Raw genomic sequence first — 21,080 nt, 5'->3', positions numbered from 1 at the left:
ATCATTAAGTATTAGGCATATGTTTTCTTGGGCGATTAGCTCAGTTGGTAGAGCGTCGCCCTTACAAGGCGAATGTCACAAGTTCAAGTCTTGTATCGCCCACCAAGAGAACATTTCGGTCCGGTAGCTCAGCTGGTTAGAGTGCCTGCCTGTCACGCAGGATGTCGAGGGTTCAAATCCCTTCCGGATCGCCATTACTTTCAAGTATTGGCAACCAAATTCTTTCAAATTTAAATATATCTAAAAACACCCTTTTTTCTTATAAACATTTTCGTTTATAATCTTTGTTTTTCATTATTTAAATTTTGACATCTGTTATTCAGAGTCAAACACCTAAATTACTATGCTTAGTTCAATTAAAAATAAAACCAAGGGCTGGTTAGCCTATTTAATTGTTGGTTTAATCACCATTCCGTTTGCTTTATTTGGTATTAACGAATACTTTACTGGCGCCTCTAATATTGTTGTGGCCAGTATTGATGACGATGAAATTTCAAAAGAAGAGTTTTTAGCTGAATTTAATCCACAAAAAAGACGCCTTCAGCAAAAGTTAGCAGAGCAGTACGATACAGAATTTGACACTGTTCTAAAGCAATCTATTATTAATCAGATGATTGATAGACGTCTATTGGATCAGTTAGCACAGCGTATGTCTCATGCAACGACTACCGCCGAGCTTAACGTAGTCATTCAAACAAATGATTTGTTCCATGATCAGGGACGCTTTTCAATTGATACGTATAAACAATTATTACGATTGAATGGTTATACCCCGACTAAATATGAATCAATAAAGTCCAAAGAATTGACTCAAAATCAAATCAAATACAATTTACTTGATTCTGCCTTTATGTTGCCATCGGAATTAACTAGACTACAGCAGCTTAACGATCAACAGCGCCAATTCAGTTACATTCAACTTGATGCTAATTCTTATAATGATAAGGTTAAAGTAGATGAAAAAAGCGTTCAAAATTTTTATAACAATCAGAAAGAATCGTTTGTTGCACTTGAGCAAGTTAAGATTGACTTCGTTGAGCTTTCATTAACAGAAGTTGCTAAAAATATTAGCGTTAATGATGATGAATTGTTTAATTTCTATGAAGATGAACAGGCTCGTTTTACCTCTGATGAAGAGCGTCAAGCACAACATATTTTACTAGAGGATGAGGATACTGCTAAAAAAGTATTGGACTTACTAGAAAATGGCGGTGATTTTGGTAAGCTTGCTGCCGAGTATTCTCAAGATCCTGGTTCTAAAGACTCTGCTGGTGATTTAGGCTTATTTACGCGTGGCGTTATGGTTGGTGCTTTTGAAGATAGCGTTTTTTCCATGAAAGAAGGTGAATTGAGTGGCTTGGTTAAATCTGAATTTGGTTATCATATCATTAAACTGAATGTAATCAAATCTGGTGCCGTCAAGTCATTTGATAGTGTTAAATCAGAATTAATTGAACTTTATACTCAATCTAAGGCACAAAAAGATTTGTACAAGCTAACTGAGCAGATGGCTAACTTAGCCTATGAAGCGAATTTAGAAGAGTTAGCTAATCAGATGGGGTTAAAGTTACAAACAACTGAGTTTTTCAATAGACAAGCTACACAACTTGATGCCAAACTTGTGCTGGCAGCATTTAGCGATGTTGTCCTAAATAAAAAAGAAAATTCAGAGGTATTGGAGCTCGGAGAGGATCGCTTCATGGTTATTCATTTAAAAGATCAATTGCCACAACGTCAAAAAGCATTTGAAGAGGTTAAGGGTGAGATTAATACACATTTAACCAGTTTGCTTGCTAAAACTTTTGTTGATAAAATCGCCGCTCAAATTGTTAAACATGCCAAAGCTGGCGACACTGATTCAGTGAAACAATTAATGGATAAAAATTCATTAGAATGGATCAAGATTGGTTGGGTTAAGCGTGATTCAACTAAGGCTGATGCAGGCATCATTAGTAAAGTATTTGCATTAACTAAGCCAAGTGGTAGTTCTGTATATAGTGCCCAAAGTTTAAATAAGGGAAATGCTATAGTTATTGACTTATCAGCTATAAAAATCTCTGAAAACCAAATACCAACTACAGATCTTGAGAATGCTTTGCTAGAGTTTGAATCAAACGAAGTGTTTGTTAATATTTTGCAAACGCTTCGATCACAAGCGGATATTCAAGTATTTAACAAGAGTTTATAAGATGCAAAAAATAAGGGTTTTTTAATCTATCATGCTATACTCAAATAATTATTTAGTATTAGGGTTGGCTTATGATGATTAGATTTTTTTAGTAGTTCAGATATTTATTAATATCTAAAATAAAGAGCGATTGGAAACTTTTAAATCAAAGCTGTAAAGAGTAGCTAGACACAATCCAAGATTCATAAAAAAAGCCTTGATTAATCAAGGCTTTTTTTATGACTGTTGATTGGTTATTCAGGGCCTTTATCGTAGAAGCTATATCCAGAATCAATATAAGTTACCTCGCCAGTAATACCTGAGGCTAAGTCTGAACACAAAAATGCAGCTGCATTACCAACCTCTTCGGTAGTGACAGTACGTTTAAGTGCCGATGAATCAGCTGCATAGTCAAGTAGCTTACCAAAATCTTTAATACCTGAAGCGGCCAACGTTTTAATTGGGCCAGCAGAAACAGCATTAACTCGAATACCACGCTCAGGACCCATAGCTGCCGCCATATAGCGAACATTAGCTTCAAGAGATGCCTTGGCAACACCCATAACATTGTAGTTTGGAATGGCGCGAATAGCGCCTAGATAACTAACGGTTAATAAAGCGCCATTATCATTTAACATGGGAGAGGCGTATTTGGCCAGCGCTGTAAAACTGTATGAGCTGATATCGTGAGCTGTGGCAAAATTTTCACGTGTTGTGGCTTCAACATAATTGCCATCCAAAGCTTCACGTGGAGCAAAAGCAACTGAATGCACAATAATGTCAAAATTATCCCAATGTTTTTTTAGTTCTGTAAAAGTTTTTTCAATACCTTCGTCAGTAGCTACATCACATTCAATAACAATGTCAGAGTTGCAAACTTCTGCACATTTGTCTACACGTTTTTTTAATTTTTCATTCTGATAAGTGAGTGCAATTTCACACCCTTGTTTTGCCATTGCTTCAGCAATTCCCCATGCAATTGAGCGGTTAGAGGCAACGCCAACAACCAATGCTTTCTTTCCAGTCATGAAACCCATAGAAACTCCAATATGTCATTAATAAAAAACAAATTATAACCTACACAGCACCTATAATATTCAACTGTTATTGTAATTAGTAGTTTGAAAATGTTAGACATCTTCTTAACCCCAATTCGCGCATTTAGAATGCGCTACATTCCTCTTCTGCTAATTTATTTTGCTTATGGTAGTGGTGTGTTTACAGCTATTGCTGAAAATTTTTGGGTTAAAGAGACGCTTGATTTGACGGCTGCTGATTTGGCAGAACTAGCAGTATGGCTTGGCGTACCTTGGACAGTAAAGATGATTTTCGGCCAAATGGTTGACAGTATTAATATTTTTGGCTCTAATCGAAAATCTTATGTTTATATTGGCGCAGTGCTAATTACTATTAGCTCATTGCTAATGATTGCAGTGGTAGGTGATCACGCCATTGTTGAAGATTTTTCCAAGAAAACCGTTTATATTTTTGCCAGTGTTATAGCGGTAGTTGGTTTTGTTATGCAAGATGTGGTGGCTGACACCATGACTACAGAAGTGGTTGACAAGAGTCAGCCACAAGAAGTAATTAATCAAGAGTTGGCCACCATTCAAGTGTTGGCACGCCTATCATTAGGATTCGCTATATTTATTACTGGTTGGATTGGTGGTGAGTTGGCAGATGTTTTTAAAGATAATCGCGAAGTGATTTTCCAAATTGCATTATTTGTACCGTTGTTGTCCATTCTAGGTGTGACGTTGGTAAGGCTTAATCCCGTCCCAGTTTCTCCAATTAATAAACATATTTTATATGGCGGCTTGATATTTGCAGTTTTCATTGTGTTTATGGGTTATAACGATGTGCCTTATTCTCAAGAAATTGTTTTTGTTATCTCGTTGTCTGTGGTTTTATATTTATTATCAGACTTAATTAACGAATTGGATGCAAATACCATTCGCCATATTAAGATGGCAATGATTATTATCTTTGTTTATCGAGCGATGCCATCGGTTGGCGCAGGTTTGAGCTGGTGGCAAATTGATATCTTGGGATTTGATGAATCTTTTTTTGCTAAATTATCGGCTATTGGCGGTGGCATTGCTCTAGCTGGCATGTGGTTCTCAGCCAAATTTATTATCAAGCGCGATATTGCAGAAGTGCTGATTTTCTTAACTATTATAGGTACATTATTATCTCTGCCAATTGTAGCTATGTACTATGACATTCATACCATGTTAGGTTTTGATGCGCGTACTGTTGCCTTGGTTGATACTGCAATGGCCTCACCATTTGATTACATTGCACAAGTATTAATGTTAACATTGGTCGCTATTTACGCACCTGAGGGTAAAAAAGGAACCTGGTTTGCGCTAATGGCAAGTTTGATGAATATCGCCTTGAGTGCTGGTGGATTGTTTACTAAATACCTAAATCAATTGTTTGTTGTTAGTCGTGAAGTAGTTACTGATGGCGTTATCACTACAGCGCAGGATTATAGCGAACTAGGTAGTTTACTCTGGGTTGTTGTTATTATTGGATTTGTCGTGCCTATCGTAACCATTATTAAATATAATCCTAGCAAACCATGAGACATGCGCAGTGGTTTCTTTTGGTATTACTATTGATCATTGCTGATCAAGTGACAAAATTATTAGTATATGGATACTTCAAGCCAAACGAATCTCTTGAAATAAACAATTTTTTAAGTTTAACTCACGTGCATAATTATGGTGCTGCTTTTAGTTTTTTAGCTAGTGAAGACGGTTGGCAGCAATACTTATTGGTTACTATTTCAGCTATTGCCAGCCTAGCACTTGTTATCTGGATGATAAAGACCAGTAAAGAGCAGGTGCTTAAGCTTACTGCATTAAGCTTAATACTATCTGGCGCTGTTGGTAATTTAATCGATCGAGCGTTGCTTGGTTTTGTGATTGACTTTATTGATTTGCATTATCAGAACTTCTCTTGGCCTATATTTAATGTTGCCGATATAACAATTACAATTGGCGTTATTTTATTAATTCTAGTCGATTATAGAGATGGAAAGAGGTCAAAATAATGAGTGATTGCTTAGTAGTTGGCGGAGGCGTGATAGGCATGATGACTGCTAGATCTCTTGCTTTGTCAGGTGCTAAAGTGACGTTACTTGATCAGCAGCAATGTGCACAAGAGTCCTCTTGGGCTGGTGGAGGGATTATTTCACCATTGTATCCTTGGAAGTATGACAATCTTACTAACGAATTAAGCATTGCATCACAAGTAGTGTATGAGCAATTATGTGCTCAGCTTTTTGAAGATACCGGTATCGATCCGCAATTTTTAAAATCGGGCTTATTAATGATGGATGAATACGACTTGCCTGAAGCTAAAATCTGGATGAAATCTCATGGGTTGGATTACCAAGCTCATCAGTCGGGTGCGTTATTTGCCAATATTGGCCAAGTGCGTAATCCACGACTATTAAAAGCTTTAAAAGCGGATATTATTAAGAAAGGTGTGAAAATTTTTGAGCAAGCCAAGGTCGACGAGTTGTTAATAAAAGATGGTGCAGTTATTGGTGTTAAAACCTTGCACAGGAATTATTTGTCTGATTATGTGGTTGTTTGTTCAGGTGCATGGAGCTCTCAGTGGTTAACATTAAAAGAGAAGGTGTTTCCAATAAAAGGACAAATGATTTTATTAAAATCTAAACCAGGAGTTGTTAAGCATATCGTGCTAGATAAGGGTCGTTATATAATTCCTAGAAAAGACGGACGCATTGTGGTTGGCTCTACAATGCAAAATGTTGGTTTTGATCGCGCTATTGATGATGAAACATGCCAATCTTTACATGATTTTGCATTAAATCGTTATGAGACATTATCCCAAGCTAAAATTGAACATCATTGGTCAGGATTCAGACCAGCAAGTACATCTGCGAAAGTGATACTTGGCAAACATTCTGAATTTGACAACGTGTTTATAAATACCGGTCATTTTCGTAATGGCATTAATATGGCACCTGAAAGTGCTAAACGAATAACCCAGTTAATCACCCATGAAGCATAATATTTTATTTTTCTTTTTATTTTTATTGATGAGTTCAGCTTCAGCGCAGTTATTTAAAATATCACAAGAAGGTGTTGTGGTAGGTGGTACATCTTCTGATTATCGTTGCGTCCTTGATAATAAAACTAACTTACTCTGGGAGGTTAAACTTGATAGTATAGGCCTGCAAAATACAAAAAACACATACACTTGGTTTGATGGCCGCAGTGGTGTGGCTAATGGGGATTATTCTCATAATTGTCATTGGTCTAAATCATGCAATACCCAGGCTTATGTTGATGCGATTAAAAATAGTAAACTTTGTAAGCAAAAAAAATGGAGACTACCAACTGAATCTGAGTTAAGAACACTATTGGTATACGGTGATGAGGATTTATTGATCAATCAAGATTTTTTTAAAAATACACAATTAAAGTCTTATTGGAGTTCAGATCAAGTGAACGGTGATATTGCGATTGATGTGCCATTTTTCTATGGGGGCAGTAAAGGCTCTGATAAATCATTTGATGCCTATGTGCGTTTGGTGAGTGATGCTAACTAGGCAATTTGATTCGACCTTATTTGATTCTTATTCGGATGATATTCCGAGTTTTTTAAAAAAAATATATGCCGCTCGTGGCATGAGTGAATCTCAGCTATCTTTAGGTTTGTCTGATTTACTGACACCCAATTTTGACCAGTTAGATCAGGCACTGTTGTTGCTTGAAAACGCACTGCTAGAGCAAAAACGTATTTTAATTATTGGTGATTTTGATTGTGATGGAGCTACTGCATCAGTTGTAGCGGTTAAATCATTGAGAATGATGGGTGCTAAATACGTTGATTTTTTAGTGCCTAATCGATTTGAACATGGTTATGGATTGTCACCGGAAATTGTCCAATTAGCCATACGTGAGAAGCAGCCAGATCTGATTATCACTGTTGATAACGGTATATCAAGTTTTGATGGTGCTCAATTAGCTAAAGCATCAGGCATTAAAGTGATTATTACAGACCATCACTTGCCGAGCGATGAGTTGCCCGAAGCTGACGCTATCATCAATCCAAATTTAAAAGGGTGTGCATTTTTAAGTAAAAACTTGGCCGGTGTAGGTGTATGTTTTTATTTGTTTTCAGCACTTAAAACCCACCTTAATAAAAATCAATATTTTGTAAACAACAGCATTCCATTGCCCGATTTACGCAAAGTATTAGATCTAGTGGCATTAGGCACTGTGGCTGATGTAGTGAGATTGGATCAAAATAACCGTATCTTGATCGATCAAGGAATTAAGCGCATACAGGCCAAGCAATGTTCTCCGGGAATTTTGGCACTACTTGAAATTGCCAACAGGCAAGCGCCAACTCTACAAGCAAGTGATCTCGGTTTTGCTGTAGGTCCTCGTCTTAATGCTGCAGGGCGCCTCAGTGATATTTCTAGAGGTATTAAATGTTTATTGACTGAGGATATGAACGATGCGAGGCGTTATGCTAGTGAACTTGAAGCTTTTAACCAAAAACGCAAAGAAGAGCAAACTCGCATTCAAGATGAGGCGCAAGCCATTGTCGATAGCCAAGATGTATCAGAAGGTAAATTTTCATTAAGCTTGTTTGACCCATCTTGGCATGAAGGTATTGTCGGTATCGTTGCAGGCAAGCTCAAGGAGGATTATCATTGCCCAGTAGCTGTATTTGCTAAATCTGGCTCATTTTTAAAAGGCTCAATACGTTCAATCCCAAGTGTTCATATTAAAGATCTATTGGATTTGGTGGATCGAGATAATCCAGGTTTAATATTAAAATTTGGTGGCCATGCAATGGCTGCAGGCTTAAGTATCGAAGCTGAGAATTTTTATTCATTTAAGCGAGCATTTGACGCAGCTATTAAGACACATCTAAACAATGAAATTCCAACTGTTGATCTATTAACTGACGGGAAACTTGAAGCTTGTGATATTTCTTTAGCTAATGCCGAAGTCCTTAAACAGGCAGGCCCATGGGGGCAAGGGTTTGAAGAGCCTGTTTTTTATGGTGAATTTGAAATCGTTGATCAGAAAATTGTGGGTGAAAAACATCTTAAATGTCGTTTAAAACTCAAAGGAGATGCTCAAGTTCATGATGGAATAGCTTTTTTTCAAGCGCCACTCGAATCAGAAATCGTAACAGTTGCCTATAAACTTGCTATAAATATCTGGCGTGGAAATACTTCTCTACAGCTAATGGTTGAGCAAATATCTGCCTTAGAATAAGGTAAAATGAACGCTTTTATTTATTGATATTTTTATCATGCCAATCATTACCTTGCCAGACGGCACTGAAAAATCTTTTGATCAAGCGCTAAGCGTATTTGAAGTTGCTAAGTCCATCGGTTCTGGTTTAGCTAAAGCGACTCTTGCCGGCAAGGTGAATGGTGAAATGGTTGACGCTTCTTACATGATTGAAGCAGATGCTAGTGTGTCAATTATTACAGCTAAGGATGAAGAAGGTCTTGAAGTGATTCGTCATTCTACGGCACATCTATTGGCACAAGCTACTCAAATGCTATATCCAGAAGCACAAGTTACAATCGGACCAGTAATTGATAATGGCTTTTTCTATGATTTTGCTTACAAAGATGGTTTTTCAGAAGCTGATTTAGTGCAAATTGAAAAAAACATGAAGAAGCTGGTTAAGCAAAGTTTAAAGATTGAGCGTAGTGAAATGTCACGCGATGAAGCGGTAGAATTTTTCAAAGCTAAAGGCGAGCATTATAAAGCTGAAATTATTGAATCTATTCCAGCGGATCAAACACTTTCTTTATACAAGCAAGGTGATTTTATTGATTTGTGTCGCGGACCTCATGTGCCATCAACCTCAAGACTTAAAGCTTTTAAACTGATGAAGCTAGCTGGTGCTTACTGGCGTGGTAACAGTGACAACGAAATGCTTCAGCGCGTCTATGGTACTGCTTGGGCAACCAAGGAAGATTTAGATGCACATCTGCATCGTTTGGAAGAGGCTGAAAAGCGCGATCATCGTAAGATCGGTAAAACACAAGATTTGTTTCATATGCAAGAAGAAGCACCAGGCATGGTGTTTTGGCATGAAAAAGGTTGGACGCTTTATCAAATCGTTGAACAGTATATGCGCACAGTGTTTAGAGATAATGATTACAAAGAGGTTCACACCCCTCAATTAATCGATAGAACCTTATGGGAAAAGTCAGGCCACTGGGATAAATTTGGCGATGCCATGTTCACTACCAATAGTGAAAACCGTGACTATGCAGTGAAACCAATGAACTGTCCGGCTCATATTCAAATTTTCAATCAAGGCTTAAAGTCATATCGTGACCTGCCATTGCGCTTAGCTGAATTTGGTTCATGTCATCGTAATGAGCCATCAGGCACGTTACATGGAATAATGCGTGTGCGTAATTTTGTACAAGATGATGGGCATATTTTTTGTACTGCAGATCAAATCCAGTCTGAAGTGTCTAATTTTATCGACCTAACTTTTGACGTTTATAAGCATTTTGGTTTTGATAATGTGGATATTAAACTCTCAACTCGACCAGAGAAGCGTGTAGGCTCAGATGAAGTTTGGGATCGTGCTGAAGCGGCATTGGCTGAAGCGTTGGATGCTAAAGGTATCAATTGGGAATTGCAAGAGGGTGAAGGTGCGTTCTATGGCCCTAAGATTGAATTTGTCTTGAAAGATTGTTTAGCAAGAGAGTGGCAATGTGGCACATTACAAGTCGATTTCTCTATGCCAGAGCGCTTAGATGCTCAATATATTGCAGAAGATAATTCAAAGCAAACACCTGTTATGTTGCACCGTGCTATTGTTGGATCACTAGAAAGATTTGTTGGAATTTTAATCGAGCAATATGAAGGTGCCTTCCCATCTTGGTTGGCTCCAATCCAAGCGGTTGTGCTTAACATCTCTGAAAAACAATTTGATTTTGTTAAAGACGTCAACAAAAAGTTAAAAAAACAAGGGCTTAGAGTGATATCAGACTTGCGTAATGAGAAGATAGGCTTTAAAATACGCGAGCATTCCATGCAACGTTATCCGTATATTTTAGTAGCGGGTAAACGTGAGATGGAAAATAATGAAATTTCAGTGCGCAAACGCGGCGGCGAAGACTTAGGTTCTATGTCGATCGAGGCGTTTGTAGAATTGGTAAATAAAGAAACAATAGAGGGATAATTATTAATAAATCAAATAAGAACAAAACTCGAGTTAATGACTATATTAGAGTTTCAGAAGTTCGATTAATTGATGCCCAGGGTGGGCAAGTTGGTATTGTAGATACTAATGAAGCTAAGCAAAAAGCAAAAGAAGCTAATTTAGACTTAGTCGAAGTGTCACCAAATGCTGTACCACCTGTTTGTAAAATCATGGATTTTGGTAAATATGTCTATGAATTAAAACAACAAAAGAAAGAAGCTAAAAAGAAACAGAAGAAGACTCAAGTTAAAACTATTAAGTACCGTCCAGGTACCGAAGAAGGTGATTACCAAATTAAATTTAGAAATTTGGTTAAGTTTTTAGATAATGGTGATAAGGTTAAAGTAAGTATATGGTTCCGTGGTCGTGAAATGCAACACAGAGAGCTGGGCATGGAAATGCTAGACAGAATTGAAAAAGATACAGAAGAATTTGCTAATGTTGAACAGAAGGCAAAAATGGAGGGTCGTCAGCTAGGCATGATGCTGGCACCCAAATCAAAGAAGAAGTAACGATGCGTTAAATTATACTGCGTTATTCAGTCTTTACCGTACCTAGGTGTACTGTCCAAGACCGAATGCCTTGTTTAATTTACACCTCGTTATTTCTTCAGTTTTATAATAAGTTATTCATATGAATAACAAATATGTCCAAAGGACAAGGAGAAAATTATGCCGAAGTTAAAAACCAATAGAGGTGCTGCAAAGCGCTTCAAAAAAACCGCTAAAGGTGGTTACAAGTGTAAACACTCTCACTTGCGTCATATCTTGACTAAAAAGAGTACTTCAAGAAAACGTGGTTTACGTGCACCTGATACAGTAGAGAAGGTAGATGTACCAATGGTTCGTAGAATGTTACCGTACAGTTAAGGAGAATAAAAAATGGCAAGAGTATCAAGAGGTGTGCAAGCGCACGCAAAACATAAGAAAATTTTAAAGAAAGCTAAAGGCTATTACGGTGCAAGATCAAAAGTCTATCGTGTTGCTAAGCAAGCGGTAATTAAAGCGGGTCAATATGCATACCGTGACCGTCGTCAAAAGCGACGTCAGTTCCGTAGACTTTGGATTGTACGTATTAATGCAGAGGCTCGTAATTGTGGTTTAAGCTATTCAAGATTAATTGATGGCATGAACAAAGCAGGCATCGAGATCGATCGTAAAGTTTTATCAGATATTGCAATTTTTGATAAAGCCGCATTCGCAAAGATTGCGGATCAAGCAAAAGAGGCTATAGCTAAAGCAGCTAAATAGTCCAAACTAAAGCCATGATTTATCATGGCTTTTTTCATACCAAATTATTAAACTAGATGATTAATACAATTCTTGAAAAAGCAAATCTGGCCATCTCTGATGCGCAAGACTTAAAAGCACTGGATGAAATTAGAGTTACCTTTCTGGGTAAGAAGGGTGAGTTAACCGCATTACTAAAAGGCTTAGGAAAACTCTCAAAGGAAGATCGTCCTAAAATGGGTGAAGCCATTAATCAGGCTAAGGTAGATGTTCAGTTACAGCTTACTGATAGAAAAAATCATTTAGAAACGATTGAATTAGAAAAAAGACTGTTAGAAGAGCAGGTTGATGTTTCTCTTCCAGGGCGTAATACCGAAATGGGTGGTTTGCATCCAGTGACTATTACGCTAAAACGTATTCAATCGTTATTTGCCAAAAATGGCTTTGAGGTTGCTACCGGTCCCGAAATCGAAGATGACTTCCATAATTTTACGGCATTAAATATCCCAGAACATCATCCAGCTCGTGCAATGCACGATACCTTTTATTTTGATGGCAGTACCGTACTAAGAACGCACACTTCGCCTGTGCAAATCCGTACCTTAGAAAAACAAGATCCACCGGTACGAATTATTGCGCCAGGTAGAGTATATCGTTGCGACTCAGACATTACTCATACACCGATGTTTCATCAGGTTGAAGGTTTGATTGTTGATAAGAATGCAAATTTTGCACAGTTAAAAGGGTTGTTAATTGATTTCTTACGTGCTTACTTTGAAAAAGAAGACTTGCAAGTGCGTTTCCGTCCTTCGTATTTTCCGTTTACCGAGCCCTCTGCTGAAGCGGATATTGAATGTGTAATTTGTGGCGGTGAGGGTTGTCGTGTTTGTAAAAAAACTGGCTGGCTCGAGGTGCTAGGATGTGGTGTAGTGCACCCAAATGTTTTAAATTCTGTCAATGTAGACTCTGAAGACTTCACAGGATTAGCATTCGGTATGGGTGTTGAGCGTTTGGCCATGTTACGTTACGGTGTTAATGACCTTAGACTATTCTTTGAAAACGATGTTCGTTTTCTAAAACAATTTAAATAAATATATGAATATTTCAACATCATGGTTACGTGAGTGGATCTCACCTTTAGTTACAGACGAAGTATTAGCTGAACAATTAACAATGGCCGGCTTAGAAGTAGATGGCATTGACACTGTTGCACCAAGCTTTACTAAAGTGGTGGTGGGGCATGTGCTTTCGTGTGAAAAACATCCTGATGCAGATAAGCTTAACCTCTGTCAAGTCGATGTCGGCGAAGCTGATCCAGTACAGATTATATGTGGCGCTAAAAATATACGTACAGGTCTTAAGGTAATGGCAGCTTTAGTTGGCGCTAAGTTACCAGGTGATTTTAAAATTAAAAAAGCCAAACTACGTGGTGTCGAATCTTTTGGGATGATCTGTTCTGAGTCTGAATTAGGTATGAGTGATACCTCTGATGGCATTGCAGAGCTAGATAGTGAAGCGCCAATTGGTCAAGATATTAGAGAATATCTAGATCTTGATGATAATATTATTGAATTAGATATAACCCCTAACCGTGGCGACTGTTTTTCAGTACTAGGGGTGGCTCGTGAAGTTAGTGCTAATTACAACATGGCATTTGTTATGCCAGAAGTTGAAGTAAAAACAGTTGGAGAGTCAAGTATTTCAACTAAAGTTAGCAATGTAGCCGCATGCCCTAAATACTTAACCAGAGAAATTAAGGGTATCGATAATACGGTTAACACACCAAAATGGATGACTGATAAATTACTTAGATCAGGTCAGGCAACACACTCGCCAGTCGTGGATATTACTAACTATGTATTAATGGAATTAGGTCAACCAATGCATGCTTTTGATCTTAGTAGAATCAATGGTGCAATTAATGTTAGAAATGCTGTTGCAGGTGAAACACTTGAATTATTAAACGAATCAACCGTTGAGCTAAAAGACAATACACTTGTGATTGCAGATGACAACTCTGTATTAGCAATCGCAGGTGTTATGGGTGGTGAGTTAAGCGCGACACAAGCATCAACAACTGACATATTATTAGAAAGTGCTTTCTTTGAACCGGTATCTATTGCCGGAAAGGCAAGAGATTATGGATTACATACAGAGTCATCACTACGATTTGAACGCGGCGTTGATTTTGGTATTACTGAATTAGCACTTGATCGTGCCGCACAATTAGTAACCCAAATCTGTGGCGGTGAAGTGAGTGAAATTAGTACTAATATCGACGAAACAGCATTACCTGAACTTACACCTATTACTATAACAAAATCCAAAATTCAGCAAGTATTAGGCTTTGAATTAGATAGTAATTGGATTGAGGAAAAATTTATTAACCTTGATTTTGAAATCAGCAATAAAACCGATGATTCTTGGACGATTATTCCACCAAGTTTTAGGTTTGATATTCGTATTCCTGCTGATTTAATTGAAGAGTTGGCAAGATTATATGGTTACGATAAATTGCCAGTGCAAAAGTTATCTTTAGATGCTAATATCAATGCTATCCAAGAAGCGAAAATTGATAAGTATGATGTCATGCAAGCTTTGGTTAGTCGTGGCTATCAAGAGGTAATTACGTATAGTTTTATTTCTGAGAAATACCAAGATTTAATTGACCCATCCGCTAAAAAAATTACATTATCAAATCCAATATCAGCTGATATGTCAACCATGCGATCCTCACTATGGGCAGGCTTGTTGCAAACGGTAGAATCTAATCAAAGGCGCGGACATACAGATGCAAGATTTTTTGAAATTGGCCTATGTTTTAGTGGTGTTAATGCTGACGAGCAATCCAATAAATTAGCTGGTGTTATTTCAGGTAATCGTTTTGACGCACAATGGTCTAGTGAAACTCAGCCATTAGACTTTTTTGATGCCAAGGCCGATCTTGAGTCGATACTTAGCTTAACATCAGCATCATTTGATTTTGAAGCAGCTGAACATCCTGCTTTACAAAAAGGCCAGACCGCTATGATTATGCTTGATGGTCAGCAAGTAGGTTGGATTGGTGCTTTATCACCAATTGTTCAAAAAGAATTATCCGTATCAAAATGTTATGTGTATGAGATTGATTTAGCAGTTGTCTTATCTGGAAAAATCTCAAAATATTTACCTTTCTCTTCATACCAGCAAGCCCAACGTGATATTGCTTTAGTAGTTGATCAGACAACGCCAGTCGCGCAGTTAACGGATGCAATTAAAGAGTTAGATCAAGAGCATTTCATTGGCGTTAGCTTATTTGATGTTTATGAAGGTGAGCACATTGAAGCAGGTAAAAAGAGTATAGCACTTAATTTGGCATATCAATCATTAGAAGGTACATTAGCAGATGATGAGGTTAATGCTAAAGTAGAAGAGGTATTAGGATTAATGAAAGATAAATTCTCTGCTGCACTTAGATAATGTCACTTAGTAAAAAAGATATCGCCGATAGCCTGGTTCGTGAAATGCAAATCACTCATTCTCAAGCATTACTTTTGACTAACAATTTCTTTGCTCAAATTCAATCAACACTTGGACATGGTGAAGAAGTTAAGCTATCTAGTTTTGGTAATTTCATCATTAGAGAAAAATCTGCTCGTCCAGGCAGGAATCCTAAAACGGGTGAAGAAGTTGAAATATCTGCGCGTAAAGTAGTCAGTTTTAAGGCTGGACCCAAACTAAAAAAACTAACCCAAGAAGGTTAGTTTTTATCTAATAAATAACGTTTAAGTTAATCTGAAATAGCTGTCATAAACCCTTTAAGAACTGGCATAACCTTGTCAACAATTTTCTGATTCTTTTCAGTATTGTTAACGTGTCCATCAATAATTTTTTGCGTTTCAAGTAGGGTTACTTGGTAATCATCATCAAACTCAAAGTTAATAAAATAGAAGCCTTTAGCCTTGTCTCTAACTGACCTTACTGATAAAAAATCAGTTTCCCAGGCAAGTTCAGCAGTAAAAACCGCATTTGATTCAGTTGAATTTTTTTGCAACAAAATAATGGTTGAACCAAAATGAAAAATAAAATGGCTAGCACCACAGTTAGAAGCGGGAGTTGTTGTTAAGTCGCCACGTTCAAGTGCATCAGCAATTTGTTTTAACTGCGTATTATTGAGTTGAATATATTTTGCATCTAAGTATGCATCAACATTTGTATCTGGGTGGTTGTTTTTGATGTATTCAACTAATTTATCTAACATAAGCACTCTATTGTGAATTAAAGAGCCGTATTATACCTGATTATGCTCGAACTACTAGAAAGCAGTTTTAACTTCGATCTAGAGAGTCTACGTACTTGATGGTATAGACATCAAATATGCTGATCGCCATAGCCGCAATGAGTGGCCCAACAAATAACCCCATAATGCCGAATTGCATAATGCCGGCAAGGGTAGAAAGAACGGTTAACAGTGTATGGTCAAGCGCGCTAGAATTATCCGCTTGGTTTGAGCATTTTTTGATAATAATAGGGCGGATAAAATGATCGATTATGGTTCCAATTAATAGTGCGCCAAAAATAACAATAATCATAGCATCAACGATTTGCCCTTGTGCATATAGGTATAGACTTAGAGGTAGCCAAATGATTAAGCCACCAAGGATAGGTATAAAGCTTGCAAGTGCCATGGCAATTCCGAAGTATAAAACAGGCAATCCTACAATCATTGCGCCAATACTAAACACTAGCCCTTGTAGCAGTGCAATGATAAAGACACTACCTACTAGTGCGATTGATAAATTGGCAAAAGAATCGAGCAAGATATCATCAAGGTGGTTTTCAAGTGGTGATAAATCTTTAATTTTTTTAACAAGTTTTTGACCGTCAATATAAAAATAGAATAACGAAAATATTACAATAATTAAAAACAGTAAAAACCCTGAAGATAAGCTAGCAATACTTTTTAGTATTGTAATAGAAAAATCTTTTGCAGTGATTAGCAAGCTATCCAAATGAGTGTCAAGACTTGACAATAAAGTATGTTTGATAGACTCGGACATTGGCAGAGCGCTAATTGTACTAGTAGTTATTTGATTAATCTGTTCAAGAGAAAAGTTATTATCAATATTCTGTATTAAAGAAGTTATCTCAAGTCCACTAACCAATAAAATATATCCTAGTGGCAATATTAAGATAACGGTAACCATTAGTGTTGTTAACAATGCTGCAACAGTATCAGAAAATCTTATGCGCAATTTATTGTATTGGCCATAGGTTGCAATGGCAATTAACAACGAGAAAAACAAGGCAGGTATAAATGGCAAAAAAAGCCAAATCAGCCCACCAATAGCTAGAATCAAAAGACTCAACATAAAGCCATGTTCGTAAGGAGCTGTCGAATTCATATATTATCCATTTTATAAACACTATAAGCTACTTGTTCATAAGGATGTGCAAATTTCATAGCTTCGATGACAATTTGTAAGTTATCTTCTACACACATCATTTCAACCTTATATTCTTCTATAGCTTCAAGTTCATCAAGTGCACCAATAGTTGGATTGGCATTATTGATGGGTTTGAATTGCCCCATACCAATTGTTTGCCAAGCGCAATTTTCATAATTATTAAATTTTCCTGCGCCTGCATTAAACATGGCGTTTTTAACCAATTCTAAATCTTTTTCAGGTACGTAAAAGCTAATTTGATACATTAAAAACTTCCTTTTAAGTAGTGATGACGCTCATTTTCATGCATGTGTTCAATTGCATATCTTAAAGTAGTTCTAGGTAGTTGTGCATAGTTTTCTTGAATGAAGGCTTTACAAAGGTTACTATCTTTTTTGTAAATCTCTCTTAACATCCAGCCAACTGCCTTTTGAATTAAATCTTCTTGGTCATCAAAAAGTATCTTACTAATTGTTAGCGTAGGTGTAAATAAACTTCGCTTTATAAATGTTAATGTAGCTATTATAGCGACACGTCTTTTCCATAAATTTTTTGAATAAGCCAAATCAGTTAAGAGGTGCAGTTTGTCATGATGATTGAAAATATAATGTCCAATAATGTGTGGCGCTGTGGTGTCAACCAGATCCCAATTATTAACCGAATCAAGATTGTTTAAGTAGTAGTTAAAAACTGCTTCTTTATTGTTGGCTTGATATTTGTTAACTAGGATGATTAACGCACAATGGCGTATTTCATGAATAGGGTGTTTGATTAATTTATCAATTTCTGTAAAGGTGATGGCTTTAAAGTATTGTTTTGCAAGAGTCCTAGTTTGTGAAGCACGGACGCCAATAAACTGGTCATACTCTGAATATTGACCAGTACCCATTTTGAAAAATTTTTCATTCGCTATTTTTCTTTCAATAGTTGCTAAAGATTTAAGTTGTACAATCACTTCTAGAGCGCTCATCGATTATACTAATGCTTTTAATAAAACTTTATCATACATGCAAACAGCTTATTTTGCCGGTGGATGTTTTTGGTGTGTTGAGGCTGTGTTTCAACGCATAAAAGGCGTATTAAATGCCACTTCTGGTTATTGTAATGGCACAACTCAAAAGCCAACTTATCAAGATATATGTACTGGAACAACAGGGCATGCAGAGGTGGTTAAGATAGAATTCGATGAGGTAATTGTTACTTTTGAGGAATTGTTGTCAGTATTTTTTGCTACACACGATCCAACAACACTCAATCAACAAGGTAATGACAAAGGTACGCAGTATCGGTCAGCAGTTTTTTATACAAACACTGAGCAGCAAATACAGGCTAAGCAATTTGTGCAAAAATTAGGTGATAATATTGTCACTGAGGTGAGCGCGTTAGATTTGTTTTACCCAGCTGAAAATTATCATCAGAACTATTATAACAATAATCCAAACCAACCTTATTGTGCCATGTTAATTACACCAAAAATAGACAAATACTTTAATCAATGAACGATCAAGATTTACTCAGATATTCGCGTCAGATCATGTTGCCAGAAGTTGGCATTGAGGGTCAAGAAGCATTGTTAAATTCGACAATGCTGCTTATTGGTATGGGTGGGTTGGGAGCACCAAGTTCTATGTATTTGGCTGCCGCTGGTGTTGGGCATTTAATTATTGCAGATTTTGATCGAGTGGAATTATCTAACTTGCAGCGCCAAGTTATTCATCATACGTCAGATATTAATAAATTAAAAGTTGACTCAGCGAAAGAAAAGCTTCTAAAAATTAATCCTAATATTAAGGTAACTACCATCACTGATCTGAATGAGAATAATTTAGCAGATTGGTTGAATAAAGTTGATGTGGTATTGGATGGTACAGATAATTTTGAAACTCGTTTTAAAATAAATGAACTATGTGTTCAAGAACGTGTTCCGCTTGTTTCTGCAGCAGTTATTCGTTTTGAGGGTCAAATTTCAGTGTTCAAAGGTTATGAAATTGACCAACCTTGTTATCAATGTTTGTACTCGCCGGACGGTAACAGTGATGAAAACTGTACGAGTAACGGTATACTGGCGCCCGTCTCAGGAATGCTGGGTACCATGCAAGCGCTTCAAGCATTAAAAGTGGTTATAAATATTGGTGAACAGCTTACAGGCAAGTTAATGCTGGTTGATGCATTGAGTTTTGATTTTAGAACGGTTAAAGTTAACAAAGATGCTAATTGCTCAATTTGCAAACCTAATTAATTTTAAAAAACAGAACAATTGATGATAAAAAAATTTGCTATATTGATGAGCATCGATGTATAATTACTTGGATTAATTATTTGATTAAAATATTTTTAAGTTGTAGCTTATTGCAACGGATATTTTAAATTTTCTAGGAGTAGAATATGAGCGGACAAATGCAAAGACCTAAGATTCCAACAGGTTCAGTTGAAGTTGCGGGACACAAGGTTACAACAACTCAAAATAGAGTTAATGGTGAAGTACAGCCAGGTTTTCACGTAGGTTACCAAACAGAATGGAGCGCAGTACAGAAAGAAGTACCATACGAAACTCCTAAAAAGCCATAATTTTTAATTAAATTATTGTAAAAAAAAGGCCGCAACTGCGGCCTTTTTTTTATGTCTTTTTTATTTAAATGGATTTCTCGTTGATAATCGAAAACCACTCATTCAAAAGATCAGTTGATACCGCAGCCATTGCAAATTTGTGCTCCATGGTTGGGGTAAACACACAGTCACCATTTATGGTTTTAGATGCTCCATTGGCTTCTTCAAGAATGAGCCAGCAGGCTGCATAGTCCCAAAGATTGTGCTTTCCATGAAGATAGGCCTGGATTCGTCCAGTAGAAACCCAACACCAATCAAGCGCTATAGATCCTAAACTACGTTGCGATGCATAAGGTGGATTGCTAGCGAGTTCGGCTGCAATTTTTACAGGTAGGCGCTTTAAATCTACACCAACAATTGCCTGGTTAAGAGATGTACTGTAATCAGGCGCATTCAGTTTTTTATTATTTAAAAATGCACCTTGGTCTTTCTGTGCATAAAAACACTCATCGCGCTCAGGATCATAAACAATGCCTAGCTGTACCTCTTGGTTTTGAATCAAAGCTAGCGACACACAATAATAAGGTAGGCCATGGGAGAAATTACTAGTCCCATCTATAGGGTCTAAAACCCATACTCCATTATGATTGCTTAATGCATTAAGCTGTTCTTCTGCACTCATCTCTTCACCAAGTAAAGTTATTTCTGGATATAAGTTATACAAACTTTCTTGTATTCTCTTTTGTGCGGCTATATCTGCTTCAGTTACAATACTGCCGTCTAATTTGTATTGTTTGGCCACATGCTGAAAACGAGGGAGAAGTTCTTCTTTAGCTGTTTTTTTAACGATTGATATAAGGTGTTGAATGTCTATTGTCATCTTGAAATATTAATTAGCATTTAGCCAGTATTGCTTGTTTTATTTGCTGATACTTTGCTTTTCCTTGTAAAGTTTTAATAATTTCAAGTGCGAAACAAATTGCCGTACCAACCCCTTTTGAAGTAATAATTTTGCTATCTATAACTGTGTCTGCCTCTTTATTGTAACCTTGTTTTTGAATTTTATCTTCAATGGAAGGATAACAGGTAAAGTTGTTGCCAAGTACGTCTGCAGCATTAAGTGCATATGGCGCTGCACAGATTGCACCAATATATTTATCCTCGTGCTTCATTTGTTTTAAGATAGCCTGTACAGTAGCATGATTGGCAAGTATTTCAGTACCAGCCCAGCCACCGGGCAAAACAATCATATCTAATGAATCAATCATAACTTCATCTATCATACAGTCCGTAACAACAGAAATATTATGAGTACCTACAATAATTTTCGTGTCAACGCCAGCAACAATAACGTCTATCTCTCCACGCCGACAAACATCAATAATGCTAATAGCTTCAATTTCCTCAAATCCATTGGCTAGAGGGACTAATATTTGGGGCATAATTATTCTGTGTATTGGCAAATTAAGATAA

At 37.0% G+C, this 21,080-nt stretch carries 23 protein-coding genes and 2 tRNA genes; 18 read left to right on the top strand and 7 right to left on the bottom strand.

Going from position 1 to position 21,080, the window contains the following annotated elements; genetic code table 11:
- Window positions 1-29 precede the first annotated feature (29 nt).
- The 3 genes from P8M52_RS00790 to P8M52_RS00780 all read left to right on the top strand — a co-directional run bounded on the left by P8M52_RS00790 (window position 30) and on the right by P8M52_RS00780 (window position 2,188).
- Window positions 30-105: transfer RNA gene (locus P8M52_RS00790), tRNA-Val, on the top strand.
- Between the two features lie 12 nt (window positions 106-117).
- Window positions 118-194: transfer RNA gene (locus tag P8M52_RS00785), tRNA-Asp, on the top strand.
- 149 nt (window positions 195-343) lie between these two features.
- A complete protein-coding gene (locus tag P8M52_RS00780) occupies window positions 344-2,188 on the top strand; it encodes a SurA N-terminal domain-containing protein (protein WP_300305911.1) in 1,845 nt (614 codons plus the stop codon).
- Between the two features lie 233 nt (window positions 2,189-2,421).
- On the opposite strand, the gene P8M52_RS00775 is transcribed toward P8M52_RS00780, so the two are convergent.
- Window positions 2,422-3,204 (bottom strand): enoyl-ACP reductase, encoded by a 783-nt coding sequence (locus tag P8M52_RS00775; protein ID WP_300305908.1) that lies wholly within the window; start codon window positions 3,202-3,204, stop codon window positions 2,422-2,424.
- Between the two features lie 90 nt (window positions 3,205-3,294).
- Between P8M52_RS00775 and P8M52_RS00770 the strand changes: the two genes are divergently transcribed.
- The 12 genes from P8M52_RS00770 (at window position 3,295) to P8M52_RS00715 (ending at window position 15,377) form a co-directional block, all read left to right on the top strand.
- Window positions 3,295-4,755 (top strand): hypothetical protein, encoded by a 1,461-nt coding sequence (locus P8M52_RS00770; RefSeq protein ID WP_300305906.1) that lies wholly within the window; start codon window positions 3,295-3,297, stop codon window positions 4,753-4,755.
- Window positions 4,752-5,225 (top strand): signal peptidase II, encoded by a 474-nt coding sequence (gene lspA, locus P8M52_RS00765; RefSeq protein WP_300305903.1) that lies wholly within the window; start codon window positions 4,752-4,754, stop codon window positions 5,223-5,225. The genes P8M52_RS00770 and lspA overlap by 4 nt, the downstream gene beginning before the upstream one ends.
- On the top strand, window positions 5,225-6,214 hold the full coding sequence (locus P8M52_RS00760) for an FAD-dependent oxidoreductase (RefSeq protein WP_300305900.1): 990 nt from the start codon (window positions 5,225-5,227) through the stop codon (window positions 6,212-6,214). The genes lspA and P8M52_RS00760 overlap by 1 nt, the downstream gene beginning before the upstream one ends.
- Window positions 6,215-6,242: 28 nt before the next feature.
- Window positions 6,243-6,755, top strand: a complete 513-nt coding sequence (locus P8M52_RS00755; protein WP_300305897.1) for a DUF1566 domain-containing protein — start codon at window positions 6,243-6,245, stop codon at window positions 6,753-6,755.
- Window positions 6,745-8,442: a single-stranded-DNA-specific exonuclease RecJ gene (gene recJ, locus P8M52_RS00750; protein WP_300305894.1), complete on the top strand. Its 1,698-nt coding sequence runs from the start codon at window positions 6,745-6,747 to the stop codon at window positions 8,440-8,442. Before P8M52_RS00755 ends, recJ begins: the two co-directional genes overlap by 11 nt.
- 37 nt (window positions 8,443-8,479) lie before the next feature.
- Window positions 8,480-10,384, top strand: coding sequence for a threonine--tRNA ligase (gene thrS / locus P8M52_RS00745; protein WP_300305891.1), 1,905 nt, complete (start codon window positions 8,480-8,482; stop codon window positions 10,382-10,384).
- On the top strand, window positions 10,381-10,917 hold the full coding sequence (infC, locus tag P8M52_RS00740) for a translation initiation factor IF-3 (RefSeq protein ID WP_300305965.1): 537 nt from the start codon (window positions 10,381-10,383) through the stop codon (window positions 10,915-10,917). The genes thrS and infC overlap by 4 nt, the downstream gene beginning before the upstream one ends.
- Before the next feature lie 159 nt (window positions 10,918-11,076).
- Window positions 11,077-11,274 carry a 50S ribosomal protein L35 gene (gene rpmI / locus P8M52_RS00735; RefSeq protein ID WP_291926302.1) on the top strand — a complete coding sequence of 66 codons (198 nt, stop codon included), beginning with the start codon at window positions 11,077-11,079 and terminating at the stop codon, window positions 11,272-11,274.
- A 12-nt stretch (window positions 11,275-11,286) separates the two neighbouring features.
- Entirely contained in the window at window positions 11,287-11,655 is a 369-nt protein-coding gene (gene rplT, locus P8M52_RS00730; RefSeq protein ID WP_300305888.1) for a 50S ribosomal protein L20, read from the top strand.
- 56 nt (window positions 11,656-11,711) lie between these two features.
- Window positions 11,712-12,725 carry a phenylalanine--tRNA ligase subunit alpha gene (pheS, locus tag P8M52_RS00725; RefSeq protein WP_300305884.1) on the top strand — a complete coding sequence of 338 codons (1,014 nt, stop codon included), beginning with the start codon at window positions 11,712-11,714 and terminating at the stop codon, window positions 12,723-12,725.
- A gap of 4 nt (window positions 12,726-12,729) precedes the next feature.
- Entirely contained in the window at window positions 12,730-15,093 is a 2,364-nt protein-coding gene (gene pheT / locus P8M52_RS00720) for a phenylalanine--tRNA ligase subunit beta (protein WP_300305881.1), read from the top strand.
- Window positions 15,093-15,377 carry an integration host factor subunit alpha gene (locus P8M52_RS00715; RefSeq protein WP_300305878.1) on the top strand — a complete coding sequence of 95 codons (285 nt, stop codon included), beginning with the start codon at window positions 15,093-15,095 and terminating at the stop codon, window positions 15,375-15,377. Before pheT ends, P8M52_RS00715 begins: the two co-directional genes overlap by 1 nt.
- A gap of 26 nt (window positions 15,378-15,403) precedes the next feature.
- Here the strand turns inward: P8M52_RS00715 and P8M52_RS00710 are convergent, their stop codons facing one another.
- The 4 genes from P8M52_RS00710 to P8M52_RS00695 all read right to left on the bottom strand — a co-directional run bounded on the left by P8M52_RS00710 (window position 15,404) and on the right by P8M52_RS00695 (window position 18,030).
- Window positions 15,404-15,874, bottom strand: coding sequence for a hypothetical protein (locus tag P8M52_RS00710; protein WP_300305875.1), 471 nt, complete (start codon window positions 15,872-15,874; stop codon window positions 15,404-15,406).
- Between the two features lie 67 nt (window positions 15,875-15,941).
- A complete protein-coding gene (locus tag P8M52_RS00705; RefSeq protein WP_300305873.1) occupies window positions 15,942-17,018 on the bottom strand; it encodes an AI-2E family transporter in 1,077 nt (358 codons plus the stop codon).
- Entirely contained in the window at window positions 17,015-17,326 is a 312-nt protein-coding gene (locus P8M52_RS00700; RefSeq protein ID WP_300305871.1) for an NGG1p interacting factor NIF3, read from the bottom strand. The genes P8M52_RS00705 and P8M52_RS00700 overlap by 4 nt, the downstream gene beginning before the upstream one ends.
- Window positions 17,326-18,030, bottom strand: coding sequence for a DNA alkylation repair protein (locus P8M52_RS00695; protein ID WP_300305869.1), 705 nt, complete (start codon window positions 18,028-18,030; stop codon window positions 17,326-17,328). Before P8M52_RS00695 ends, P8M52_RS00700 begins: the two co-directional genes overlap by 1 nt.
- Window positions 18,031-18,067: 37 nt before the next feature.
- On the opposite strand from P8M52_RS00695, the gene msrA reads away from it, so the two are divergent.
- From msrA to P8M52_RS00680, 3 genes are all read left to right on the top strand, one after another.
- Window positions 18,068-18,559 (top strand): peptide-methionine (S)-S-oxide reductase MsrA, encoded by a 492-nt coding sequence (msrA, locus tag P8M52_RS00690; protein ID WP_300305867.1) that lies wholly within the window; start codon window positions 18,068-18,070, stop codon window positions 18,557-18,559.
- Window positions 18,556-19,299 carry a molybdopterin-synthase adenylyltransferase MoeB gene (gene moeB / locus P8M52_RS00685; protein ID WP_300305865.1) on the top strand — a complete coding sequence of 248 codons (744 nt, stop codon included), beginning with the start codon at window positions 18,556-18,558 and terminating at the stop codon, window positions 19,297-19,299. The genes msrA and moeB overlap by 4 nt, the downstream gene beginning before the upstream one ends.
- A gap of 146 nt (window positions 19,300-19,445) precedes the next feature.
- Window positions 19,446-19,628, top strand: coding sequence for a hypothetical protein (locus P8M52_RS00680; protein ID WP_300305863.1), 183 nt, complete (start codon window positions 19,446-19,448; stop codon window positions 19,626-19,628).
- A 64-nt stretch (window positions 19,629-19,692) separates the two neighbouring features.
- Here the strand turns inward: P8M52_RS00680 and P8M52_RS00675 are convergent, their stop codons facing one another.
- Both P8M52_RS00675 and P8M52_RS00670 read right to left on the bottom strand, forming a co-directional pair.
- Window positions 19,693-20,487 (bottom strand): inositol monophosphatase, encoded by a 795-nt coding sequence (locus P8M52_RS00675; protein ID WP_300305861.1) that lies wholly within the window; start codon window positions 20,485-20,487, stop codon window positions 19,693-19,695.
- 13 nt (window positions 20,488-20,500) lie between these two features.
- The gene (locus tag P8M52_RS00670) at window positions 20,501-21,049 is read right to left on the bottom strand and encodes a DJ-1 family glyoxalase III (protein WP_300305859.1); all 549 of its coding nucleotides are present in this window, start codon (window positions 21,047-21,049) and stop codon (window positions 20,501-20,503) included.
- Between the last annotated feature and the right edge of the window lie 31 nt (window positions 21,050-21,080).

It is taken from the genome of Candidatus Thioglobus sp. (assembly GCF_029243085.1).
GTDB lineage: Bacteria > Pseudomonadota > Gammaproteobacteria > PS1 > Pseudothioglobaceae > Thioglobus_A.
Note: the sequence above shows the minus strand (reverse complement) of the source record. Positions and strands in the feature narration are given on the sequence as shown.

What these genes read in the sequence shown, in the direction of transcription:
- recJ (WP_300305894.1), top strand. Translation starts at nt 6,745, where the DNA reads ATGCTAACTAGGCAATTTGATTCGACCTTATTTGATTCTTATTCGGAT.
- thrS (WP_300305891.1), top strand. Translation starts at nt 8,480, where the DNA reads ATGCCAATCATTACCTTGCCAGACGGCACTGAAAAATCTTTTGATCAA.
- P8M52_RS00715 (WP_300305878.1), top strand. Translation starts at nt 15,093, where the DNA reads ATGTCACTTAGTAAAAAAGATATCGCCGATAGCCTGGTTCGTGAAATG.
- P8M52_RS00760 (WP_300305900.1), top strand. Translation starts at nt 5,225, where the DNA reads ATGAGTGATTGCTTAGTAGTTGGCGGAGGCGTGATAGGCATGATGACT.
- P8M52_RS00775 (WP_300305908.1), bottom strand. Translation starts at nt 3,204, where the DNA reads ATGGGTTTCATGACTGGAAAGAAAGCATTGGTTGTTGGCGTTGCCTCT.
- msrA (WP_300305867.1), top strand. Translation starts at nt 18,068, where the DNA reads ATGCAAACAGCTTATTTTGCCGGTGGATGTTTTTGGTGTGTTGAGGCT.
- lspA (WP_300305903.1), top strand. Translation starts at nt 4,752, where the DNA reads ATGAGACATGCGCAGTGGTTTCTTTTGGTATTACTATTGATCATTGCT.
- P8M52_RS00710 (WP_300305875.1), bottom strand. Translation starts at nt 15,874, where the DNA reads ATGTTAGATAAATTAGTTGAATACATCAAAAACAACCACCCAGATACA.
- P8M52_RS00670 (WP_300305859.1), bottom strand. Translation starts at nt 21,049, where the DNA reads ATGCCCCAAATATTAGTCCCTCTAGCCAATGGATTTGAGGAAATTGAA.
- pheS (WP_300305884.1), top strand. Translation starts at nt 11,712, where the DNA reads ATGATTAATACAATTCTTGAAAAAGCAAATCTGGCCATCTCTGATGCG.
- P8M52_RS00680 (WP_300305863.1), top strand. Translation starts at nt 19,446, where the DNA reads ATGAGCGGACAAATGCAAAGACCTAAGATTCCAACAGGTTCAGTTGAA.
- P8M52_RS00695 (WP_300305869.1), bottom strand. Translation starts at nt 18,030, where the DNA reads ATGAGCGCTCTAGAAGTGATTGTACAACTTAAATCTTTAGCAACTATT.
- P8M52_RS00755 (WP_300305897.1), top strand. Translation starts at nt 6,243, where the DNA reads ATGAGTTCAGCTTCAGCGCAGTTATTTAAAATATCACAAGAAGGTGTT.
- P8M52_RS00700 (WP_300305871.1), bottom strand. Translation starts at nt 17,326, where the DNA reads ATGTATCAAATTAGCTTTTACGTACCTGAAAAAGATTTAGAATTGGTT.
- pheT (WP_300305881.1), top strand. Translation starts at nt 12,730, where the DNA reads ATGAATATTTCAACATCATGGTTACGTGAGTGGATCTCACCTTTAGTT.
- P8M52_RS00780 (WP_300305911.1), top strand. Translation starts at nt 344, where the DNA reads ATGCTTAGTTCAATTAAAAATAAAACCAAGGGCTGGTTAGCCTATTTA.
- moeB (WP_300305865.1), top strand. Translation starts at nt 18,556, where the DNA reads ATGAACGATCAAGATTTACTCAGATATTCGCGTCAGATCATGTTGCCA.
- rpmI (WP_291926302.1), top strand. Translation starts at nt 11,077, where the DNA reads ATGCCGAAGTTAAAAACCAATAGAGGTGCTGCAAAGCGCTTCAAAAAA.
- rplT (WP_300305888.1), top strand. Translation starts at nt 11,287, where the DNA reads ATGGCAAGAGTATCAAGAGGTGTGCAAGCGCACGCAAAACATAAGAAA.
- P8M52_RS00705 (WP_300305873.1), bottom strand. Translation starts at nt 17,018, where the DNA reads ATGAATTCGACAGCTCCTTACGAACATGGCTTTATGTTGAGTCTTTTG.
- P8M52_RS00675 (WP_300305861.1), bottom strand. Translation starts at nt 20,487, where the DNA reads ATGACAATAGACATTCAACACCTTATATCAATCGTTAAAAAAACAGCT.
- P8M52_RS00770 (WP_300305906.1), top strand. Translation starts at nt 3,295, where the DNA reads ATGTTAGACATCTTCTTAACCCCAATTCGCGCATTTAGAATGCGCTAC.